Annotated in this window: 20 protein-coding genes and 2 tRNA genes; 14 read left to right on the plus strand and 8 right to left on the minus strand. The window is 69.1% G+C overall.

Features of this window, described 5'->3' with window-relative positions:
- Positions 1-52: 52 nt before the first annotated feature.
- A complete protein-coding gene (locus tag BMX74_RS12305; RefSeq protein WP_091100743.1) occupies positions 53-913 on the minus strand; it encodes an alpha/beta fold hydrolase in 861 nt (286 codons plus the stop codon).
- Between the two features lie 61 nt (positions 914-974).
- Between BMX74_RS12305 and BMX74_RS12310 the strand changes: the two genes are divergently transcribed.
- The 3 genes from BMX74_RS12310 to BMX74_RS45510 all read left to right on the plus strand — a co-directional run bounded on the left by BMX74_RS12310 (position 975) and on the right by BMX74_RS45510 (position 2,738).
- Entirely contained in the window at positions 975-1,412 is a 438-nt protein-coding gene (locus tag BMX74_RS12310; protein ID WP_091100315.1) for a winged helix-turn-helix transcriptional regulator, read from the plus strand.
- 620 nt (positions 1,413-2,032) lie between these two features.
- Positions 2,033-2,296 (plus strand): site-specific integrase, encoded by a 264-nt coding sequence (locus BMX74_RS45505; protein ID WP_256256908.1) that lies wholly within the window; start codon positions 2,033-2,035, stop codon positions 2,294-2,296.
- 40 nt (positions 2,297-2,336) lie between these two features.
- Positions 2,337-2,738 (plus strand): site-specific integrase, encoded by a 402-nt coding sequence (locus BMX74_RS45510; RefSeq protein ID WP_256256909.1) that lies wholly within the window; start codon positions 2,337-2,339, stop codon positions 2,736-2,738.
- Positions 2,739-2,854: 116 nt separating this feature from the next.
- Here the strand turns inward: BMX74_RS45510 and BMX74_RS12320 are convergent.
- Positions 2,855-2,927: transfer RNA gene (locus tag BMX74_RS12320), tRNA-Arg, on the minus strand.
- A 369-nt stretch (positions 2,928-3,296) separates the two neighbouring features.
- On the opposite strand from BMX74_RS12320, the gene BMX74_RS12325 reads away from it, so the two are divergent.
- The 6 genes from BMX74_RS12325 to BMX74_RS12355 all read left to right on the plus strand — a co-directional run bounded on the left by BMX74_RS12325 (position 3,297) and on the right by BMX74_RS12355 (position 9,614).
- The gene (locus BMX74_RS12325) at positions 3,297-4,799 is read left to right on the plus strand and encodes a sensor histidine kinase (protein WP_256256910.1); all 1,503 of its coding nucleotides are present in this window, start codon (positions 3,297-3,299) and stop codon (positions 4,797-4,799) included.
- A 357-nt stretch (positions 4,800-5,156) separates the two neighbouring features.
- Positions 5,157-5,801, plus strand: coding sequence for a response regulator (locus BMX74_RS12330; protein WP_055504409.1), 645 nt, complete (start codon positions 5,157-5,159; stop codon positions 5,799-5,801).
- 834 nt (positions 5,802-6,635) lie between these two features.
- Positions 6,636-6,902: a hypothetical protein gene (locus BMX74_RS42970; protein WP_177227321.1), complete on the plus strand. Its 267-nt coding sequence runs from the start codon at positions 6,636-6,638 to the stop codon at positions 6,900-6,902.
- A gap of 11 nt (positions 6,903-6,913) precedes the next feature.
- On the plus strand, positions 6,914-7,813 hold the full coding sequence (locus tag BMX74_RS12345) for a prolipoprotein diacylglyceryl transferase (protein WP_256256911.1): 900 nt from the start codon (positions 6,914-6,916) through the stop codon (positions 7,811-7,813).
- Complete coding sequence (locus tag BMX74_RS12350; RefSeq protein ID WP_091100322.1) at positions 7,810-9,351, plus strand: radical SAM protein; 1,542 nt, start codon at positions 7,810-7,812, stop codon at positions 9,349-9,351. Before BMX74_RS12345 ends, BMX74_RS12350 begins: the two co-directional genes overlap by 4 nt.
- Positions 9,348-9,614: a hypothetical protein gene (locus BMX74_RS12355; protein ID WP_055504412.1), complete on the plus strand. Its 267-nt coding sequence runs from the start codon at positions 9,348-9,350 to the stop codon at positions 9,612-9,614. Before BMX74_RS12350 ends, BMX74_RS12355 begins: the two co-directional genes overlap by 4 nt.
- A gap of 39 nt (positions 9,615-9,653) precedes the next feature.
- On the opposite strand, the gene BMX74_RS12360 is transcribed toward BMX74_RS12355, so the two are convergent.
- Positions 9,654-10,121 (minus strand): MaoC family dehydratase, encoded by a 468-nt coding sequence (locus tag BMX74_RS12360; protein ID WP_091100325.1) that lies wholly within the window; start codon positions 10,119-10,121, stop codon positions 9,654-9,656.
- A 231-nt stretch (positions 10,122-10,352) separates the two neighbouring features.
- Here BMX74_RS12360 and BMX74_RS12365 point away from each other — a divergent pair, with 231 nt between their 5' ends.
- Positions 10,353-11,534, plus strand: coding sequence for an ATP-binding protein (locus tag BMX74_RS12365; RefSeq protein ID WP_055504414.1), 1,182 nt, complete (start codon positions 10,353-10,355; stop codon positions 11,532-11,534).
- 103 nt (positions 11,535-11,637) lie between these two features.
- Here the strand turns inward: BMX74_RS12365 and BMX74_RS12370 are convergent, their stop codons facing one another.
- On the minus strand, positions 11,638-12,429 hold the full coding sequence (locus BMX74_RS12370; protein WP_091100327.1) for a MauE/DoxX family redox-associated membrane protein: 792 nt from the start codon (positions 12,427-12,429) through the stop codon (positions 11,638-11,640).
- A gap of 7 nt (positions 12,430-12,436) precedes the next feature.
- Positions 12,437-13,384 (minus strand): hypothetical protein, encoded by a 948-nt coding sequence (locus BMX74_RS12375; RefSeq protein ID WP_055504416.1) that lies wholly within the window; start codon positions 13,382-13,384, stop codon positions 12,437-12,439.
- A 218-nt stretch (positions 13,385-13,602) separates the two neighbouring features.
- Here BMX74_RS12375 and BMX74_RS12380 point away from each other — a divergent pair, with 218 nt between their 5' ends.
- Positions 13,603-14,169 carry a SigE family RNA polymerase sigma factor gene (locus tag BMX74_RS12380; RefSeq protein WP_091100329.1) on the plus strand — a complete coding sequence of 189 codons (567 nt, stop codon included), beginning with the start codon at positions 13,603-13,605 and terminating at the stop codon, positions 14,167-14,169.
- On the opposite strand, the gene BMX74_RS12385 is transcribed toward BMX74_RS12380, so the two are convergent.
- Positions 14,066-14,620, minus strand: a complete 555-nt coding sequence (locus tag BMX74_RS12385; protein WP_082535105.1) for a MarR family winged helix-turn-helix transcriptional regulator — start codon at positions 14,618-14,620, stop codon at positions 14,066-14,068. The genes BMX74_RS12380 and BMX74_RS12385 overlap by 104 nt on opposite strands.
- Before the next feature lie 95 nt (positions 14,621-14,715).
- On the opposite strand from BMX74_RS12385, the gene BMX74_RS12390 reads away from it, so the two are divergent.
- Positions 14,716-15,276 (plus strand): YceI family protein, encoded by a 561-nt coding sequence (locus BMX74_RS12390; RefSeq protein WP_055504417.1) that lies wholly within the window; start codon positions 14,716-14,718, stop codon positions 15,274-15,276.
- A gap of 210 nt (positions 15,277-15,486) precedes the next feature.
- A tRNA-Ser gene (locus BMX74_RS12395) sits at positions 15,487-15,576 on the plus strand.
- 168 nt (positions 15,577-15,744) lie between these two features.
- Here BMX74_RS12395 and BMX74_RS45515 read toward each other — a convergent pair.
- Positions 15,745-16,089, minus strand: coding sequence for a tyrosine-type recombinase/integrase (locus tag BMX74_RS45515; protein WP_256256912.1), 345 nt, complete (start codon positions 16,087-16,089; stop codon positions 15,745-15,747).
- Between the two features lie 49 nt (positions 16,090-16,138).
- On the opposite strand from BMX74_RS45515, the gene BMX74_RS12405 reads away from it, so the two are divergent.
- On the plus strand, positions 16,139-16,996 hold the full coding sequence (locus BMX74_RS12405; RefSeq protein ID WP_256256913.1) for an NsdA family TPR-like regulatory protein: 858 nt from the start codon (positions 16,139-16,141) through the stop codon (positions 16,994-16,996).
- Here the strand turns inward: BMX74_RS12405 and BMX74_RS12410 are convergent.
- Complete coding sequence (locus BMX74_RS12410) at positions 16,977-17,537, minus strand: NUDIX hydrolase (protein WP_091100334.1); 561 nt, start codon at positions 17,535-17,537, stop codon at positions 16,977-16,979. The two genes, BMX74_RS12405 and BMX74_RS12410, sit on opposite strands and share 20 nt — an antisense overlap.
- Positions 17,538-17,692: the final 155 nt, after the last annotated feature.

The following is a 17,692-nucleotide window of genomic DNA, read 5'->3' on the forward strand; positions in this document are numbered from 1 at the left end:
CCTTGCTGGGGGTTCGGTCGGCTCTGTTCCGGTGGGTCGTGAAGGTGTGAGCTCAGACGGCCCGGGCGTGCTCAATGAGAAGGTCGGCGAAGGCGTCCGGCTGGTCGACCGGGGTGATGTGACCGCAGTCCTCAAGCAAGTGCTGGGTGAGACAGTCGGTGATCGGTTCGAGCTGGCGGGCGGTGGCCGCGCCGATCGCGCCACCGCCGATGGCGAGGGTCGGCGTCGTCAGCCGCTGGTCCTGCGCCCAGTTCCCGATCCATTCCGCGGTGGCCGGCACCGCGCGGTAGTGGTCGAAGGCATTGCCGAGACTCGTTTTGCCCCGATATGCCTCGACGATCACCCGTGTAAGGTCTGCCGGCAGACCTCGGCGACTGCCGGCGGAGAGGAAGAAGCGGACGTAGCGCTCCGCCGAGTTCTCCAGGACGTCCTCGGCCAGACCACCGGGCGCCTGGTGGAAGCCGAACCACCACGGCGGCCCCTGCCGTAGAAAGGCCTCGGCGCCGGGCAGAAGTCCGATCAACCCTTCGGACAGGGTCAGGCTGATTACGCGCTCAGGCGACGATGCTGCCAGGGCGAATGCCGGAGTGACACCTAGATCGGTGCCGACGACGTGTGCCTCGTGGTCACCTAGGATGTCCAACATTCGGAGCAGGTCCGTGGCGATCGCGGATGCCTGGTAGCCGCGGACGGCGGGTGTGCTGTCGCCCAGCCCGTGCAGGTCCGGCGCGAGGGCCCGGAAACCTGCCGCGGCCAGCCAGGGTGCGACATCGCGCCAGATCGCGCGGGTGTGCGGGAAGCCGTGCAGCAGCAGCACGGCCGGCCCCTGCCCGAGAGTCTCCACGGCGAGTTCGACCCCGTCGATCGGTATCCGGTGCACGGTCGCGCCGGGAAGGTGGGGGGAAAGAGTCATCTGGCGCACAGGTGCCCTCCTTGGTTACGCTTGGGAACGTGGTAACCGTAGGAGACCTCCAATGAACGGGGAAGAAGGCACTTTTCCGACACCAGGTGACCGCGTGGTAACTGCCTCGCGGCAGGGGAACTTGTTCGATCCTCTGTGCCCGACACGGCTCCTGCTCGACCGGGTGGGGTCGCGATGGACGACCATGGCCGTGCTGTCGCTTGCCGCCGCTGAGGGCGAGCTGCGGTTCACCGAGTTGAAGCGCGAGATGACCGGTGTGTCGCAGAAGATGCTGGCGCAGACCCTCAGGGCGCTGGAACGAGACGGACTTGTCGATCGTCGTGTCGAGGCGAGCAAGCCTCCACGGGTGTACTACCGTCTGACCGGCCTGGGCGCCACGCTCGTCGAGCCACTGCGAAGTCTGCGAGCCTGGGCTGAGCAGTACATGCCCCTGATCCAGCACAACTGCGATCTGTTCGACGCCGCCGACCGCCCGGACGGCCACGGCTGAACAGCCGAGAGCCGACGAAGGACTCCTCCAAGCTGCGTGATACTGCATTGGCATGGATTTCGGAAGGCGGGTGGAACTGCCGTTGTTTCACGCGCTACCACGCTTCGAACAAGAGGATCGCTGCAACGATGTCGGGCCGCGCCCTTGATCATCGGTCCAACGCCATGCTGCCGCAGAACGGGCCGGAGCAGGTCCCGTCCCACGAGAGGAGCTTCTCCGCTCGAACCCGAGTACTGAGTCATCGCCGGACTCAACCGCGATCAGAGCACCTCAGAAACTGACTTGAACTCACCAGTGCCCAGCGCTGGCGGCGACAGCGACGGTCAGATGACGGTCAAGCGTCGGCGATGAGGTTATCTCTCATTATCCAGCCCCGGCGTCGAGAGCCATGTCGCACCGCTTGGCCGCAATCTCGTGATCCTAAGGTCCGGCTTGCGAACGCCCTCGATCGGTACGTCAAGCCGCACATCGGCGGCCTTCGACTGCAAGCCGTACGCCCGTCTGCGATCACGAAGCTGTACCGAGACCTCATGGCTGGCGGCGGCAAGAACGGACGGCCGCTCTCCTCCCGGACCGTCGACTATGTTCATGCCGTACTCAGGAAGGCGTTCCGCGACGCTGTGCAAGTCGACGAGCTGCTCTCGTCCAGCCCGGTTGAGAAGGCCAAGCGTCCCCGTCGGGAGGTGCGCGAGCCGGGAACCGTCTGGACGACGGACCAGCTCAAGGCGTTCCTCATGCATTCCTGGGCGCACCGGCTCTGGGCGTTCTTCCACCTCGCCGCCTACACGGGTGCCCGTCGCGGCGAACTCCTGCACCTGCGCTGGTCCGACGTCGATCTCGACGGCAAGCAGCTCGTCATCAGGGGCTCGGCGTCGTTCAGGTGAGCGTGTCGAGGGGAGCACCAAGAGCGGTAGGAAGCGCGTCGTGAGCCTCGACGACGGCACGATCCGGGTGCTCCGTGATCAGCGCAGGATGCAGGCGGCGGACAAGCTCGTGGTGGGACCTGAGTGGCGCGGAGGAGGCGACCACGTGTTCACGACCGGCTGGGGCGAGCCTGTGCATCCGGACACGGTCAGCTCGCTCTTCCCGATCCTGATCAAGCGCTACAACCAAGCCCACGTGGGTGCCGAGCTGCCGCATGCCCGGCTCCACGATCTCCGGCACATTCACGCCACCACACTGCTCCTGGCGGGGGTGCCTGTTCACGTCGTCGCGGCTCGCCTCGGCCACGCCGACCCGTCGATCACACTGCGCGTCTACGCCCACGTGATCCGTGCGGCGGAAGCCTCGGTGGCGGAGGTCTTCGCCCAGGCGGTCGGCGAGTAGCGGGAGCCACCCGGGAGCCACGCTGTTAGCAAGGCCGTTAGCAAGATCTCGGGATTGTCCTGACAAACACAAAGGCCCGCTCCAGGTTATCCCTGGTAGCGGGCCTTTCTGCTGTGCGCGGCCGAGAGGACTCGAACCCCTAACCTTCTGATCCGTAGTCAGATGCTCTATCCATTGAGCTACGGCCGCTCGCTGCGTAAGCAAGCATAGCGGGTTCTGGACGATGACTCGAACCGGAAATGGCGGTTGTGGGGTGCGAGAGTCGGGGGTTGGGTGCCTGTGTGGGCTCTGAGCTGGGGTTTTGTGGGTGAGGTTGGGTTTTGAGGGCGTCTGAAGATGGGTGATCTGGGCGGGGTGGGGGTGTGTTGGGTGGATGTTCCTCGGCGGGGTGGGGTTGGCGGGCTGTAGCTGTTGTTGGGTGGTCGTCGTGGTGTGCTTGGCCCCGCTCTTGGTCGGTGCTGTCGTGGGTGTCCCCAGGTTGTGGATACATCGAAGGGTGTATCCACAGGCGGACTTGTGGAGGAGGGACGCTGGCACTCGGCGTGGTGGGATGTGGGCATGAGACGCGTCACGATGTGGGCTGGGCTCGCCTTTCTCATGGGTGTGGTCCTGATCGCGGGCGAGGCCCACCTCCAGCGCGACGCGCCCACCTGGCTGCTGGTGGTCCCGGTCGCCCTGACCTCATTGGGGGTTCTGGTGCGGCAGCGGGCGCCGTTGTGGGCGCTCGGGCTCGGGGTGGCGGGTCTGGGGATGGACGCGTTCGTGGGGCCGTCGCTGGGCACCGTTCTGATCTTCACGGACAATCTCTACGCTGCGGCGCTCTACGGGCCGGCGAGGCTGTCGCGGTGGCTGCTGGGGGTCACGACGGTGTTGGCGGTCGCGACGGGGGCGGCGGCGGGGTTCATCGCCAGGGACTGGCGGCCGCTGGCGGTGATGAGCATCCAGGCTGCGTTGATCTTCGTGGTGCCGGTGACCACGGCGCTGGTGCTGCGGCAGCACCGGGACCAGGCGGCCGCCGAGAGGGCGCGGGCCGAGCAGGTGGCGCGGCTCGCCGAGCTCGACCGGCAGGCCGCGATCGCGGCGGAGCGTACGCGGATGGCGCGCGAGCTCCACGACATGATCGCGAACCATTTCAGCGCGATCGCCATCCAGTCGACGGCCGCGCTGTCGCGGGAGGACCTCGATCGGGCGACGGTACGGAAGATCATGGCGTCCGTACGGGAGAACAGCGTGGAGGGGCTCGCGGAGATGCGCACCATGATCGGGCTGCTGCGCCAGGAGGGCGAGGAGGCGGATGCCACCAGGCCGCGGCTGGTGGATGCCGAGACCCTGGTCGAGCGCACGCGACGGGCTGGTATGGCCGTGGAGCTGCGGGTTCGGGGAGAACCCGGGGAGTTGCCGGCGCCGGTCGATCTTGCCGGGTACCGGATCCTGCAGGAGGCGTTGACGAACGCGCTCAAACATGGGGACGCCCCGGTGGCCGTCTCGATCTCGTACGGCTCGGGGGAGGTCACGGTTGTGGTGGAGAACGCCGTGACGGCGCGGGGAGGCAGGTCCGGCGGTGGGCGTGGGGAGTCCGGGGGCGGGCGGAGGCTGCCTGGGGCGGGCGCCGGGTTGGTCGGGATGCGCGAGCGGGTGCTTCTGGTGGGCGGCACGTTCGAGGGTGGGCCTTGTGAGGAGGGGTGGCGGGTCAAGGCCACGCTTCCGCTCGGTGGAGATGGCCGTCCTGGTGCGGGGGGTCAGGGTCATGGTGCGCACTGGTTCCAGCTTGGGGGCTTGCGGGGCGGGGCGCGGGGTGGTGCCGGCAGCGCTTCGGGTGAGGCCGGCGCTGGCGGCGCTTCCGGTGAGGTGGGTGCTGCAGCAGACGCTGATGCCGCTGGTGGCTTGGCTGAGATCAAGGTCGGTGTGGGGGACGGCCGCGCCGGCGGTCGCGCCGGTCTTGCGGGTGGGGCAGGAGCCGGGGGCGGTGATGGTTTCCAGGGTGACGGAGGTGCCAGGGGCGGTGATGGTTTCTTCGGTGAGGAACGTGCTGGGGTTGCCCGTTTCGACGATTCAGGGTGAAGGCGGAGCTGGTGCTTGGGGCCGGTTGCGGGGGCGGTGAGGCTGGATCTGGGGTGCCTCCGGCTCCGGATGGGGAGGGCTTGTGCCTCTTCGTGTGGTGAGGGCGGGGCTGGGGTCCGTGTCTCTCCGGAGGAGGGGTTGGTGGCTTCTCCGGTCGTGAGGTTGGTGGCTTCTCCGGGGTGAAGTTGGTGGGCTTCTCAAGGAGGAGGGTTGGTGGGCCTCTAGGGGAGGTGGTGCGCCCCTTCTGGGAGTGGCCCACTCTCAGGTGGGCGGGGTGGGCATCGTTGAGGTGCTTTGGTGGTCTTGGGGGTGGTCGGGGGTCGGCTTGCGGTGAGGGATTTGGGAGTTGGAGGTGGGATGAGCATTCGGGTGTTGGTGGCGGATGATCATGCGGCTGTTCGGGCGGGGATCGTGTTGATCCTGGGCGGAGCCGGGGACATCGAGGTGGTCGGGGAGGCGGCCGACGGGGAGGAAGCCGTGGCGCTGGCCCTTGAGACCAGGCCTGACGTGGTGCTGATGGATGTTCGGATGCCGCGGTTGGACGGCATCTCCGCCACTCGGCAACTCGCCGGCGTTGCGGATGTGCTCATCCTCACGACGTTCGACGTGGACGAGTACGTGTTCGGGGCGTTGCGGGCGGGCGCGGCAGGGTTCCTTTTGAAGAACACCGATGCCGACGCGCTGGTCGAGGCCGTACGGGTGGTGGCGCGGGGCGACGGGTTGATCTCTCCGGGGGTGACGCGCAGGCTGATCGCGGCGTTCGCGGAGCAGGTGCCTCGGCGGGAGACGCCCGATGTCGAGGCGTTGACGCCGCGCGAGCGGGAGGTGCTGGCGTGCATCGGGAGGGGCTTGTCGAACGCGGAGATCGCCAGGGAGCTGGACATGGCTGAGGCGACGACGAAGACGCATGTCAGCCGGGTGTTGAACAAGCTGGGGCTGAAGAGCCGGGTGCAGGCGGCGATCTACTACTCGGATTCCTCGTCGGGGGGTGGTGAGTTGTAGGGCGGCCGTGCTTCTCATCCGGGGTGGTGAGGTGTAGGAGCGGCTGTGTTTCTCCTCCGGGGTGGTGCGGGGGCGTAGGGGGCGCCGTGTTCCTCCTCCCGAGGGTGGTGAGGCGTAGGGGGCGCCGTGTTCCTCCTCGGGGGACGGCGCACGTAGGAGCCGCCCCGGTGCGTCTCGGGGGGTTGCAGGGAGTTGCCGGCCGGTTTCTCGCTCAGCGCTGCCGGTGTGCAGCGGAGCCGCTGGCCGGTGTTCCGTGCGGAGCCTGGTGTTCAGGGAGTCGCTGGTCGATGTTCTCGGTGAGCGCTGTCGGGGTTTCAGGGGAGGTTCTGCCCCCTGGCTCCCGGTGTGCGCTCTCGGGGGTGCAGGGAAGCTGCGCGGCGGTGTTCTCGGTGAGCGCTGTCGGGGTTTCAGGGGAGGTTCTGCCCCCTGGCTCCCGGTGTGCGCTCTCGGGGGTGCAGGGAAGCTGCGCGGCGGTGTTCTCGGTGAGCGCTGCCAGTGTTTCCGGGGAGGCTCTGCCCCTGGCTCCCGGTGCGCGCTTTCGGTGGGGCAGGGAAGGCGCTCGGCGGGGTTCTCGGTGGGCGGTGCGGGGGGTGCAGGGGAAGCGTTCGGGGGTTTCGGGTTTCTTAGGGGTGGTTCTGGGGGGTCGGGGAGGTTTGGGGGATAGGTGTTCAGATTGGGGGTTTGGATCGTAGGGTGAGCTGCGTGAACGTGCCCCCGCAGCCTCCTCCACCGCCCCCGCCGCCACCTCCTCCGCCGCCCCCACCACCTCCTCCACCGCCGTACTCGTTTCCGCCGCCGCCTCCGCCGCGGCCGTCTCGTAACACCGGGTTGATCGTGGGGCTGGCGATCGCCGGGATGTTCGGGTTCCTGATGGTCAACCTGGTCGTGGCGCTGGTGGCCATCAGCATGGAGTCGACGGTGGCGCTGGGTGTGGCGGCGGGGTTCCTCGCGCTGCTCGGCCTGGGGGCCGGGGTGGTGCTGGTGGTGCTGCGCAAGTCCTGGTCGATCGGGCTGGGGCTGGGGTTGATGATCGGGTGGGGGCTGTCGTCGATCGTGACGGCCGGCTTCTGCACGGGTCTCAACCCGGCGCTGTACACGTAGTCGAGCGGGCCGTGCAGTATCACGAGGGCTCAGTCGTGCCGTACTACGAGATCCAAGCCGCCTCGTACGACCAAGTTCGAGCTGCCCAGCACTACGAGGTCCAGGTCGGTTCGCACTACCAGGTTCACGCCGCTCCGCACTACGAGGTTCACGTTGCTTCGTTCGACGGGGTGCCGGTCGTGCCGTACCACGAGATCTTCGTGGGGCTCGGGGTGTTCGCCGCTGCGGTCGTGTTCGTGTGGGAGGCCAGGCGGCGGGGGGCGTTGAACGAGCAGTCGCTGGTGGCGGTGGCCGGCGCGCTGGTGGGCGGGGCCATCGGCATGCGGCTGGCGGGCTGGCTGGAGACGCTGGACCTGAGCGACCTCTGGCTGTACGGCTCGCGCAGCGTCCTGGGAGGGCTGACGGGCGCGTACGTCGGCGTGCTGGTGGCCAAGCGGGTCATCCGGTACAAGGAGCGGACGGGTGACCTGTTCGCCCCGGCGGTGGCGCTGGGCATGGCGATCGGGCGGGTCGGCTGCCATCTGACGGAGGCGCCCGGTCGCCCCACGGACCTGCCCTGGGGCGTGCACGCGCCGCCGTCCACGCCGGAGTGCCCCGGCTGTCTGACGGGCCAGGCGATGCACCCCTCGTTCGTCTACGAGATCGTCTTCCAGCTCGCCGCGTTCGGCTGGCTGCTGTGGGCGCGCAGGCGGCTCACGCAGCCGGGCGAGCTGTTCACGCTCTACCTCGCGGGTTACGCGGTGTTCCGCTTCCTCGTGGAGTTCACGAGGGCCAACGAGATTCTGTGGCTGGGGCTGACCGGGCCGCAGTGCTTCCTCGTCCCGGGGTTGACGCTGCTCGCCGCCCGGCTGGCATACGGCTGGCGGCGCGGATACTACGCCCCTCTCCTCGTACGAAAGGTTTTCGCATGACCACAGGGATGGGGCTGCGGGGCGACCGCATCCTCAGGTACGTCAACGCGTTCTGCCCGCACTGCCACGGCCGTGACCTGGACCGGGTGGAGCGGCTGAGCGGCTACCTGGTGGAGCGGGACGGCCGGGTGTGGCTGGAGCGCGGCTGCCGGGAGCACGGCCTGGTCCGGACGCTGTACGACGAGGACCCGGAGATCCTCGCGTATCTGGAGGAATGGACCGCTCCCACGAAGCAGCACATCCCGGACGTCTCGGGGAACTTCCTGCCGGTGCCGTCGGCCTACCTGGAGGGGCTGCCGGAGATGCAGACGCAGCACACCTGCATCCTGCTGGAGGACATCGCCGAGGCGTGCAACCTGCGCTGCCCGACCTGCTTCGCCGACAGTTCGCCTGACCTGTCCGGCGTCGTGCCGGTACGGGACGTCCTGGCGAACGTGGACCAGCGCCTGGCCAGGGAGAACGGCCGGCTCGACGTGCTGATGCTGAGCGGCGGCGAGCCCACGCTGCACCCGGAGCTGCCGGAGCTGCTGGCCGAACTGGAGCGGCGCCCGATCACGCGCATCCTCGTCAACACGAACGGCGTCCTCATCGCCAGGGACGACGCCCTGCTCGACCTGCTGACCCGACACAGGGACCGGGTGGAGGTCTACCTGCAGTACGACGGCTCGTCGGCGGAGGCGTCCAGGCACCATCGCGGGGGCGACCTGCGCAGGGTGAAGGCGGACGCGGTGCGGCGGCTGTCGGAGCGGGAGATCTTCACGACGCTGGTGATGACGGCGGCGCTCGGCATGAACGACGGCGAGATCGGCGACGTGGTGCGGCTGGCGCTCGACACGCCGTTCGTGGGCGGGGTGTCGCTGCAGCCGCAGTTCGGGTCCGGACGGTCGGGAGCGATCGACCCGTGCGACCGCCTGACGCACACGGGGGTGCTCAGGCGCCTCGGGCCGCAGACGGACGGCGTGGTGACCTGGCGCGACCTGACGGCGCTGCCGTGCTCGCACCCGCACTGCTGCTCGGTCGGCTACCTGATCAGGGACGACTCGCGGCAGTGGCGCTCGCTCGTCGCGCTGATCGGCCACGACCGGCTGAAGCAGAACCTGGGCCTGGTCGCCAACCGCATCGCCGACAGCGAGATCCCGAAGGAACTGCGCCTGGCCGTGCAGGAGTCGCTGCTCGGCCTGCTGTCGGAGCAGTCGTCGCTGTCGCATCCGCAGATCGGCGACCTGTGGCGCAACATCTGCGAGAACTGCGACCTCGGCGTGTCGACGCTGCTCGCGCTGGCCTCGTCGGCGCTGCCGGGCAGGCGGGCGAAGCTGCGCAGGATGCTGGGGGAGCGGGTGGTGCGCATCACGATCAAGCCGTTCATGGACATCTCGACGATGATCGAGGAGCGGCTGACGCAGTGCTGCGTGCACGTCGGCACGCGGGCGGAGCAGGACCAGTGCGCGCCGTTCTGCGCCGTGCAGGCCTGGCCGCAGCTGTCGCGGCAGCGGCTGTCGGCGGTGGCGTCGGAGCGGCGCCTGCAGGTGATCACATGACGACGCAGGAAGGAACGCCGCCGGGGGGAGGCCGGACCTACGACCCGCTGCGCCTCTGCGTGTACGCCACGGTGGCGCTGCTGGCGTGGGTGTTCGGGCCGTGGGCGGTGCTGGCGTTCGCCGGGCTGGGCTTCGCGGGGTACTGGAAGGCGCGCAGAGCCGGGCTGACCCGGAGCAAGTGCCTGCTCAGGGACACCCGGCTCGTGCTGGCCTACCTCGGCCTGCTCGGCGCGGCGGCCGTGGTGGCGATCGTCTGGTGGTGACGGGTGCGGCCCGCCCCCTCACAGAGGGGGCAGGCGCCGTCAGGACGCCTGGTCGGCGGGGACGTACAGGCTGAGCGTCTCGGCGATGCAGGCGGGGCGGCGCTCGCCCTCGATCTCGATGGTCATCTTCAGGTTGGACAGGTATCCGGCGGGCGTGCCCTTGACGTCGGTGAGCTCGCCGACGGCGCGCACGCGCGACCCGACGGGCACCGGGCGGGGGAAACGGACCTTGTTCAGGCCGTAGTTCACGCCCATGGCGATGCCCTCGACGCGGACCAGCTCGAACATGAACGACGGCAGCAGGGCCAGGGTGAGGTAGCCGTGGGCGATGGTGCCGCCGAACGGGCCCGCCTTGGCGCGCTCGACGTCCACGTGGATCCACTGGTGGTCGTCCGTGGCGTCGGCGAAGAGGTTGACCTGCTCCTGGGTGACGGTGCGCCACTCGGTCGGGCCGAACGTCTCGCCGACCGCCGCCTTGAGTTCCTGTACGTTCGCGAAGGTCCGCATGGTGTCGAACCGTATTGGGCCTGCGGGACGGCTGCCAAGTCGCGCAAGATCTTTACTCGAATACATCGCATACGTGTTCGAGTCCGCGCTACAGTATCGAACACGGGTTCGGCCTGGTGAGAGGTGGTGTGGGCGATGACGGTGCTGGAGGAGGCTCCCGTCCGGACACGCCGTAGCACTTTCTTCCCACATCTACGACGGCCGCTATATCCCGCAATAGAGTCCGAGAGCGTGGACCCTGTGCGCAATCCCTACGCCCCCGGAGCCGGGCAGCGTCCGCCGGAGCTCGCCGGCCGCGACCGTGAGCTCCAGCAGTTCGAGGTCGTGCTCGAACGGGTCGCCAGAGGGCGGCCCGAGCGCAGCATGGTCGTCACCGGGCTGCGCGGAGTCGGCAAGACCGTCCTGCTCAACACGTTCAAGTCCATGGCCATGCAGCGGCTGTGGGGCACGGGCAAGATCGAGGCCCGTCCCGACCAGTCGATCCGCCGCCCGGTGGCGGGCGCGCTGCACATGGCCGTCCGCGAGCTCGCCCCTCGGCACCGCGCGCCCGAGCGCATCGAGGAGTTCCTCGGGGTGCTCAAGGCGTTCGCCATGCGCGATCCCTCCGCCGCCAAGGGCACCTCGCACTGGTCGCCCGGCATCGAGGTGCCGGCCTCGCGGGGCCGCGCCGACTCCGGCGACCTCGAGATCGACCTGACCGAGCTGTTCGTCGACGCCGCGAGCGTCGCCACCGACCTCGGCGTCGGCATCGCCCTGTTCATCGACGAGATGCAGGACGTCCAGCCCGCCGACATCTCGGCGCTCTGCGCCGCCTGCCACGAGCTGTCGCAGTCGGGCGGGCCGCTGATCGTGGTCGGTGCGGGGCTGCCGCACCTGCCGAGCGTGCTGTCGGCGAGCAAGAGCTACTCCGAGCGCCTGTTCAGGTACGCCCGCATCGACAAGCTCGACAGGGAGGCCGCCGACCTCGCGCTGATCCTGCCGGCCCGCGAGGAGCAGGTCGAGTTCACCCGCGACGCGCTCGACGCCCTCTACGAGGCGGCCGACGGCTACCCCTACTTCGTGCAGGCGTACGGCAAGGTGGCCTGGGACCTCGCGCCGCGCAGCCCGATCACCCTGGAGGACGTCCGGGTGTCGGCGCCCGAGGCGGAGGAGGAGCTCGCCGTCGGGTTCTTCGGCAGCCGGTACGAGCGGGCCACCCCGGCCGAACGCGACTACATGCACGCGATGGCCCAGATCGGCGACGAGCCGGTGGCCACCGCCGAGGTGGCCGAGGCCCTCGGGCGCAAGCCGTCCAGCCTGTCGCCCGCCCGCGACAGCCTGATCAAGAAGGGCCTGATCTACAGCGCCGAGCGCGGCCTGATCGCGTTCACCGTGCCGCATTTCGGGAGGTTCCTGCGTGCCCAACCGATCTGAACGGCACCCCTAGTCCTCTATTGGGCTGTCTAGTGGGGAAGCTAGACAGCCCAATAGAGCCATATCGCCATGCCCGTCGAGGGAAATCTAGGGCTGTCTAGCGTCAGGCCGATACCTGCGTATACGTCGGCAGAGAGTCGCTGTCCTCAGGCGTGACCACGGCCACGCGTACGGCGGGGCGGCGTCCGCTGAGGTAGACGGCGAAGACCACGTCCTCGCCGGAGCGGTTGCGGAAGGCGAAGAAGCGCCAGCACAGCTCGCGCCAGCTGTCGTACGGGTCGGCCGAGGTCAGCTCGTCGCGGTGGGCCCGCCAGGTGCCGCTGGCGCGGAGCCTGCCGAGCGTCACGCTCTCGGCGGGCGCGGGCCGCTGCTCGCAGGGGGCCCGGTAGCGTACCCGGTTGATCAGCTCCTCGACCTCGGGGGAGAGCGCGGCGAGCAGCGCCACGCCGGCGGCGGCGTACCAGGTGGGGTGGGTGAAGGCCGCCCAGCCGGGCACCGGCGCCCACACCGACAGCAGCGCCATGCCCGTCAGGGCGACGGTCCTGCCGACCGACCGCAGGCCCACCGGGGCGGAGCTGACCTCCCCGAAGCAGCCGCAGCCGGCGTCGGGCCGCCGCCTGCGCAGTTCGAGCAGCACGTACGTGGACATCGCGAAGAAGGCGGCCGTGCCCCACCGGAACGCCGGGTGGGTGGTGAGCAGCAGGCCGGCGGCGAGCACCGCCTCGACGGCGGCGCAGAACAGCAGGGCCGGAGCCTGCATCCGGCCGGGAACCAGCACGGCCGGCCCCAGGCGCGACAGCGCGCCCGGCTCGCCGCCGGTGCGTACCGTGACCAGCTTGGCGGCCGTGCCGAGGAGGAGCAGCACGATCACGGCCGGCAGCTGCGATTCGAGCACGTGTCCGTCACCCCAATCCGATCTGAGCGTTGAAGCAGCCTTTGACGAGGTCGCCGCCCAGCTCCACGAAGGAGGAGGGCGACAGTTCGGCGACGCGCCCCCGAGGGGAGGTGTCGCATTCGACGCATCGGTCGCAGAACCGGCCGGCCACGCACCCGCACGCCACCACCGGCACGTTAGCCGACCGCCCGGTGCAGACGTTGCGCACTTGGACCAGCGACCCGATCGACAGGTACGGCAGCCCCGTGCAGGACGTCTCGGCGTCGGGGCAGGCGGCGTCAGAACGTTCCAGCATGGGGTAGGCCAGGCCGTGCTCGTCCTCGTCGAACGTGTCGGACCACGTCGCGGTGCCGGAGACGCGCTGCTGCACCCCCGCGTAGGCCGGGGGTGGCGCGGGCACCGCCCTCGCCGGGTACGGCGGCTGCGAGGTGGCGGGCAGCAGCGCGAGTCCGGCGCCGTCCTGCCTGATGCCGATCGCGTCGAACAGGTACCCCGGCTCGAACACCGGGTGGCGCACCTGGATCCGCCCGCTCGCCCGGTAGGGGACGAGCACGGTGCGGTGCCCCCGGTGGGGCCCGCAGTCGAGCTCCAGGGTCAGGTCGCGGCGGCCGGTGATCGACAGGATCGTCCCGGTGATGCGGGTCGTGTCGGCCCAGATCCGCTCGACCACCCGGCCGTCCTGCAGCGCCCGCATCGTCACGAGGGCGCCCACGGGCAGGTCGGCGGGCGCGGTGTCGGCGCCGTGCCAGGCGGTCGCCCAGGGCGCGATCACCAGGCGCTCCTGGTTGCCGTCCGGCGTCTCGATGATGATGAGATGCGGGCTGATGTCCAGGATCTCCCCGCTGATGGCTCGTAACGGCCGGCCGTCGTCCGGGTCGGGGCCGGGGACGCCCGGCTCCCTGCCCAGCGCGGCCGCCGCCAGGACGCGGCGACGCTCAACGCTCGGATAGCCCATTCGCCCTCCCTTGTCGGCGGTTACCAGGGTCACACGGCGAGGGGAGTGGCCCCGTCGTACCGCCCAGATGAGAGCAAAATACGCATCCCCGGGGAAGGGTGTTGACATCCGGCGGCGAAGAATCTGCCACCGACCTTGACGGACCTTTGTCGTTGGCGGACCGAAACCTGATATGGGGTTCAGCCCGAATAGGGCATCCGGCTGCGATTCTGGCCACGATGCAGACCGCCAGCTGGGAAGACGAGTTCCGCGAGTACGTGCAGGCCCGCGGTCCGGCCCTGCTGCGCGCCGCCCGCCAGCTCACCGGGCACCCCCTCGACGCCGAGGACCTGCTGCAGAACGCGCTCACCAAGACGTACTTCGCCTGGGACCGCATCCAGGACAGGCGCTCGCTCGACGGCTACGTGCGGCGCGCCATGGTGAACATCAACATCTCGCAGTGGCGGCGGCGGAAGGTGGAGGAGTACCCCTCGGAGGAGCTGCCCGAGGTCTGCGTGGAGCCCGCGGCCTGCGGCGAGGTGCACGAGCTGCTCGAACAGGCGCTGGAGGAGCTGCCCGAACGGATGCGGGCGGCGGTCGTGCTGCGTTACTACGAGGACATGACCGAGCCGGAGATCGCGAGGACGCTCGGGATCAGCGTGGGCACGGTGAAGAGCACGGTGTCGCGGGCGATGGCCAAGCTCAGGAGCGCGCTCGGCTCTCCGGCGCCGTCGGGCGAGCCCGCGGGGCATGTGGGGCCTGGACCTGGGGGGTCTGCTCCTGTTGCTCCGGGACGCCGGCCGTAGCGCAGGGGCGGACGACGTCCCTGATCTTGCGGAGGGTGCGGAGGAACGCCTCCAGCTCGTCCGGGCTCAGCAGGCCGGTGAAGCAGGCGTCGATGTCCTCCAGGTGGCGCGGCAGCACCGCGGCCAGCCGGTCGTGCCCCGCCTCGGTGAGGACCGCGTACGACGCCCTGCGGTCGGTGGAACACGCCTCCCTGGCGACCAGGCCCTCGCGTTCCAGCCGGTCGACGACTCTCGTCATGCCGCTCGTGGACAGCCCGGTCTGCGCCGCCAGGTGGCTCATGCGCAGGGCATGACCGGGGGAGCGGCCGAGCCTGATCAGCGTCTCGAAGTCGATCTCGGACAGCCCGGCCGCGCCGAACACCGGCTGCATCCGCGTCACCAGGCCCGCGTACACCTCCGAGAGCAGGCCCATCGCGGTCAGCCTCGGGTCTTCCATGATGCTCACGTCCATACCCTAGCGGACAATAGTTGACGTGCGGAATATTCCTCATGTAGACATTTGTTGCCGCAGACATCCGCACAGCAACAATCTCTGAGGAGAACCCCATGAGCACCAGGACCTGGGAATCGCTGACCATCCCCGTCGCCGGGACGTACAACCTCGACGCCGCCCACACCCGCATCGGCTTCATGGTCAAGCACATGATGGTCAGCAAGGTGCGCGGCCACTTCGGCACCTTCTCCGGCTCCGTCACGATCGCCGAGAACCCGCTGGAGTCCTCCGCCGAGCTCACCATCGACGCGTCCAGCATCTCCACCGGGATGCCCGACCGTGACGGCCACCTGCGCAGCGACGACTTCCTCGCCACCGAGAAGTTCCCGCAGATCACCTTCAGGAGCACCCGCGTGGTGGGCCACTCCGGCGACGAGTTCACCGTCGTGGGCGACCTCACCATCCGCGACGTCACCAAGGAGGTCGAGCTGACCGTCGAGTACGGCGGCGCCGGCACGAACCCCTGGGGCAACGCGGTCTGGGGCTTCTCCATCACCACCGAGTTCGACCGCGAGGACTTCGGCCTCACCTGGAACCAGGCCCTGGAGACCGGCGGCGTCCTGGTGGGCAAGAAGGTCAAGATCGAGATCGAGGGCGAGGCCAACCCCGCCTGACCCGGGTCGTCCCACGGGTTATCCACAGCCTGAAAGCCCGCCCGACGTGTGGGCGGGCTTCATCCACAGGCAGTTATCCCCAGCCTGTTGAAAACCCTGCCACCGAACCCCCGCCGGCCGGCGGCGGGGACGCGACAGAGACAACTGGGGGAACCGCTTTGCCGCCTCGGCAGAAGGCCGGTACGCTGTGCTGAGCCGCGGTGGCTACCAGGAGGATTCGCCTAGTCAGGTCTATGGCGCCGCACTGCTAATGCGGTTTGGGTTTACCGCCCATCCGGGGTTCAAATCCCCGATCCTCCGCAGGTAGAAGGCCCTCTTCCCGAGCACGGGGAGAGGGCCTTTTTGATCTTCAGGGGTGTCATAGTTGCAGTCCTAGTTGCAACGGCTATCCCCAGAGAGCCGAGGCGAGCCGTTCCCCGGCATCGCGCATCAGCGGTGTGGATACGTGGGTGTAGCGCTCGGTGGTGGTCACCCGGGTATGGCCCAGGATCTCCTGCACCATTGGACGCCCTGCTCGATCAGCAGGGTCGCGGCCGTGTGCCGGGCGTCGTGGACGCGGACATCCCGGACGCCGGCCTGTCTGAGGATGGCCTTCCACTGCTTCCAGTCCTTGGTGCGCTCGATCGGGCTGCCCTGCTTCGTCGTGAAGACCAGATCGTGATCCATCCACTGGTCTCCCGCCTTCAGTCGTTCGGCGACCTGGGCCTTCTTGTGCGTCTTGAGGAGCGCGAGCAGGGCCGGCGGGCACTGGAGCGTCAGCCTGCTCTTGCCCTTCCGCTGCCGGAAGATCAGCCCCCCGATCGCCTCACCCACGGGAGACCACGGCGAGGAGCACCAGGAGCAGGCCGACGACCTACGGGTGATGATCGAGGCCGCCGCCGTGGACGACACCATGGTCATGATCCTCAGCACGGACACCAACAACCTGCGCCTGCTCGACCGCCGCCTCGGCGGCCTCGTCATCGCCGACAAGATGCGCGCCCAGATCTCCCAGATCCAACGCGCCCACCGCCACGCCATCCGCGCCGGCATCCGAACCCAGTTGGCGCACGTCCTCTCCGAGACCGCCGCACTCGCCGGTTGGCAGGCGATCGACCGCTGCGCCCTGTCCGACGCATGGGACTACCACGAGGCCGCGATATCCGCCGGCCGCGAAGCAGAGAACGACGCCCTGGTCGCCTACGCGCGCGGACAACAGGCGTACGTCCTGATCGACCTCGGACGGCCCGCCGAAGCTGCCGAACTCCTGCACCACGTCCGCCACACCTACGACAGCAGAGTGCCGGGCCACCTCCGCACCTGGCTCGCCGCGGCCGAGGCCGAAGCCGCGGCCATCTTGGGGGACGAGACGACCGCCCGCAGGGCTCTCGACCAGGCCGCCGCGCTCCTGCCCGAAGGCGACACCGACCCCAGCCTGCCGTACCTGGCGCTCAACACCCATCACCTGGCCCGCTGGCGAGGAAGCTGCCTGATCCACTTCGGCGACTCCGAGACCATCGAAGACCTGCGTTCAGCCCTCGCCGGAATGGACGGCACGTTCAACCGCGCCGAAGCCGGCCTCCGATGCGACCTCGCACACGCCCTGCTCGCGATGGGCGAGGCGGACGCCGCCCCCCCGCACATCCACCGAGCCGACCAGTTGGCGACGATGATCAAATCTCGCCGCCACGGACGCCGCATTGCCGAACTGAAACGCGCCGCTACCCGCGCGCTCCATTGAGGCGTTCCCGGGCGTACAGCAGACCGACCAGGACGCCGGAGTTCCACAGGTCACCCCGAGCGATCATGTCGGGGATCTGCGACAGCGGAATCCACTCGATCAAGTCCGCCTCGACCTCCCCCACGGGTTCGCCGACCAACTCGGCGCCACGGCCGAGGAAGACGACGTGCTCGGAGTCCACCATGCCGACCATCGGCTGGAACGTGATCAGATGCTCGATCTCCTTCGGCCGGTAACCAGTCTCCTCCTCCACCTCACGAACAGCGGTGTCCTTCGGATCCTCGCCGACCTCCACCAGCCCGCCCGGCAGCTCCCACCCCCACCGGTCGAACAGGAAGCGATGTCGCCACAGCATCAACACCCGATCCTGCTCATCGACGAGGACCGTCATGGCCGCCCGGTCCAGATGCACCGCGTGATGCTCGAACCGCTCCCCATCAGGGATCTCGACATCCACCAGGCCCAGCCTGATCCACCGGTTGTCATAGATCAGCCGCTCACCATGAACGACCCACCGCGACCGCTCTTCATTGGTAGCCACACCGCGACGCTACCGGCCCACATCGCCGCCGTACACGCACTTCCCGGTGACAGCCGAGATCGTTGCCGAATAGTCCTTATGAAGATCAAGGCGGCGGCGCGGCGCGCCGCCGTACCCCCGGCCCTCCCCCGCCCGCCGCCCGGGCGTGCGGCCTG

The organism is Nonomuraea pusilla, from assembly GCF_900109355.1.
Classification (GTDB): Bacteria; Actinomycetota; Actinomycetes; order Streptosporangiales; family Streptosporangiaceae; genus Nonomuraea; species Nonomuraea pusilla.

Excerpts from the sequence above, each read along its gene's own strand:
- BMX74_RS12350 (WP_091100322.1), top strand. The coding sequence starts at position 7,810 with ATGACCACAGGGATGGGGCTGCGGGGCGACCGCATCCTCAGGTACGTC.
- BMX74_RS12310 (WP_091100315.1), top strand. The coding sequence starts at position 975 with ATGAACGGGGAAGAAGGCACTTTTCCGACACCAGGTGACCGCGTGGTA.
- BMX74_RS12325 (WP_256256910.1), top strand. The coding sequence starts at position 3,297 with ATGAGACGCGTCACGATGTGGGCTGGGCTCGCCTTTCTCATGGGTGTG.
- BMX74_RS12405 (WP_256256913.1), top strand. The coding sequence starts at position 16,139 with ATGATCGAGGCCGCCGCCGTGGACGACACCATGGTCATGATCCTCAGC.
- BMX74_RS12360 (WP_091100325.1), bottom strand. The coding sequence starts at position 10,121 with ATGCGGACCTTCGCGAACGTACAGGAACTCAAGGCGGCGGTCGGCGAG.
- BMX74_RS12375 (WP_055504416.1), bottom strand. The coding sequence starts at position 13,384 with ATGGGCTATCCGAGCGTTGAGCGTCGCCGCGTCCTGGCGGCGGCCGCG.
- BMX74_RS12330 (WP_055504409.1), top strand. The coding sequence starts at position 5,157 with ATGAGCATTCGGGTGTTGGTGGCGGATGATCATGCGGCTGTTCGGGCG.
- BMX74_RS12305 (WP_091100743.1), bottom strand. The coding sequence starts at position 913 with ATGACTCTTTCCCCCCACCTTCCCGGCGCGACCGTGCACCGGATACCG.
- BMX74_RS12390 (WP_055504417.1), top strand. The coding sequence starts at position 14,716 with ATGAGCACCAGGACCTGGGAATCGCTGACCATCCCCGTCGCCGGGACG.
- BMX74_RS12385 (WP_082535105.1), bottom strand. The coding sequence starts at position 14,620 with ATGGACGTGAGCATCATGGAAGACCCGAGGCTGACCGCGATGGGCCTG.
- BMX74_RS12355 (WP_055504412.1), top strand. The coding sequence starts at position 9,348 with ATGACGACGCAGGAAGGAACGCCGCCGGGGGGAGGCCGGACCTACGAC.
- BMX74_RS12380 (WP_091100329.1), top strand. The coding sequence starts at position 13,603 with ATGCAGACCGCCAGCTGGGAAGACGAGTTCCGCGAGTACGTGCAGGCC.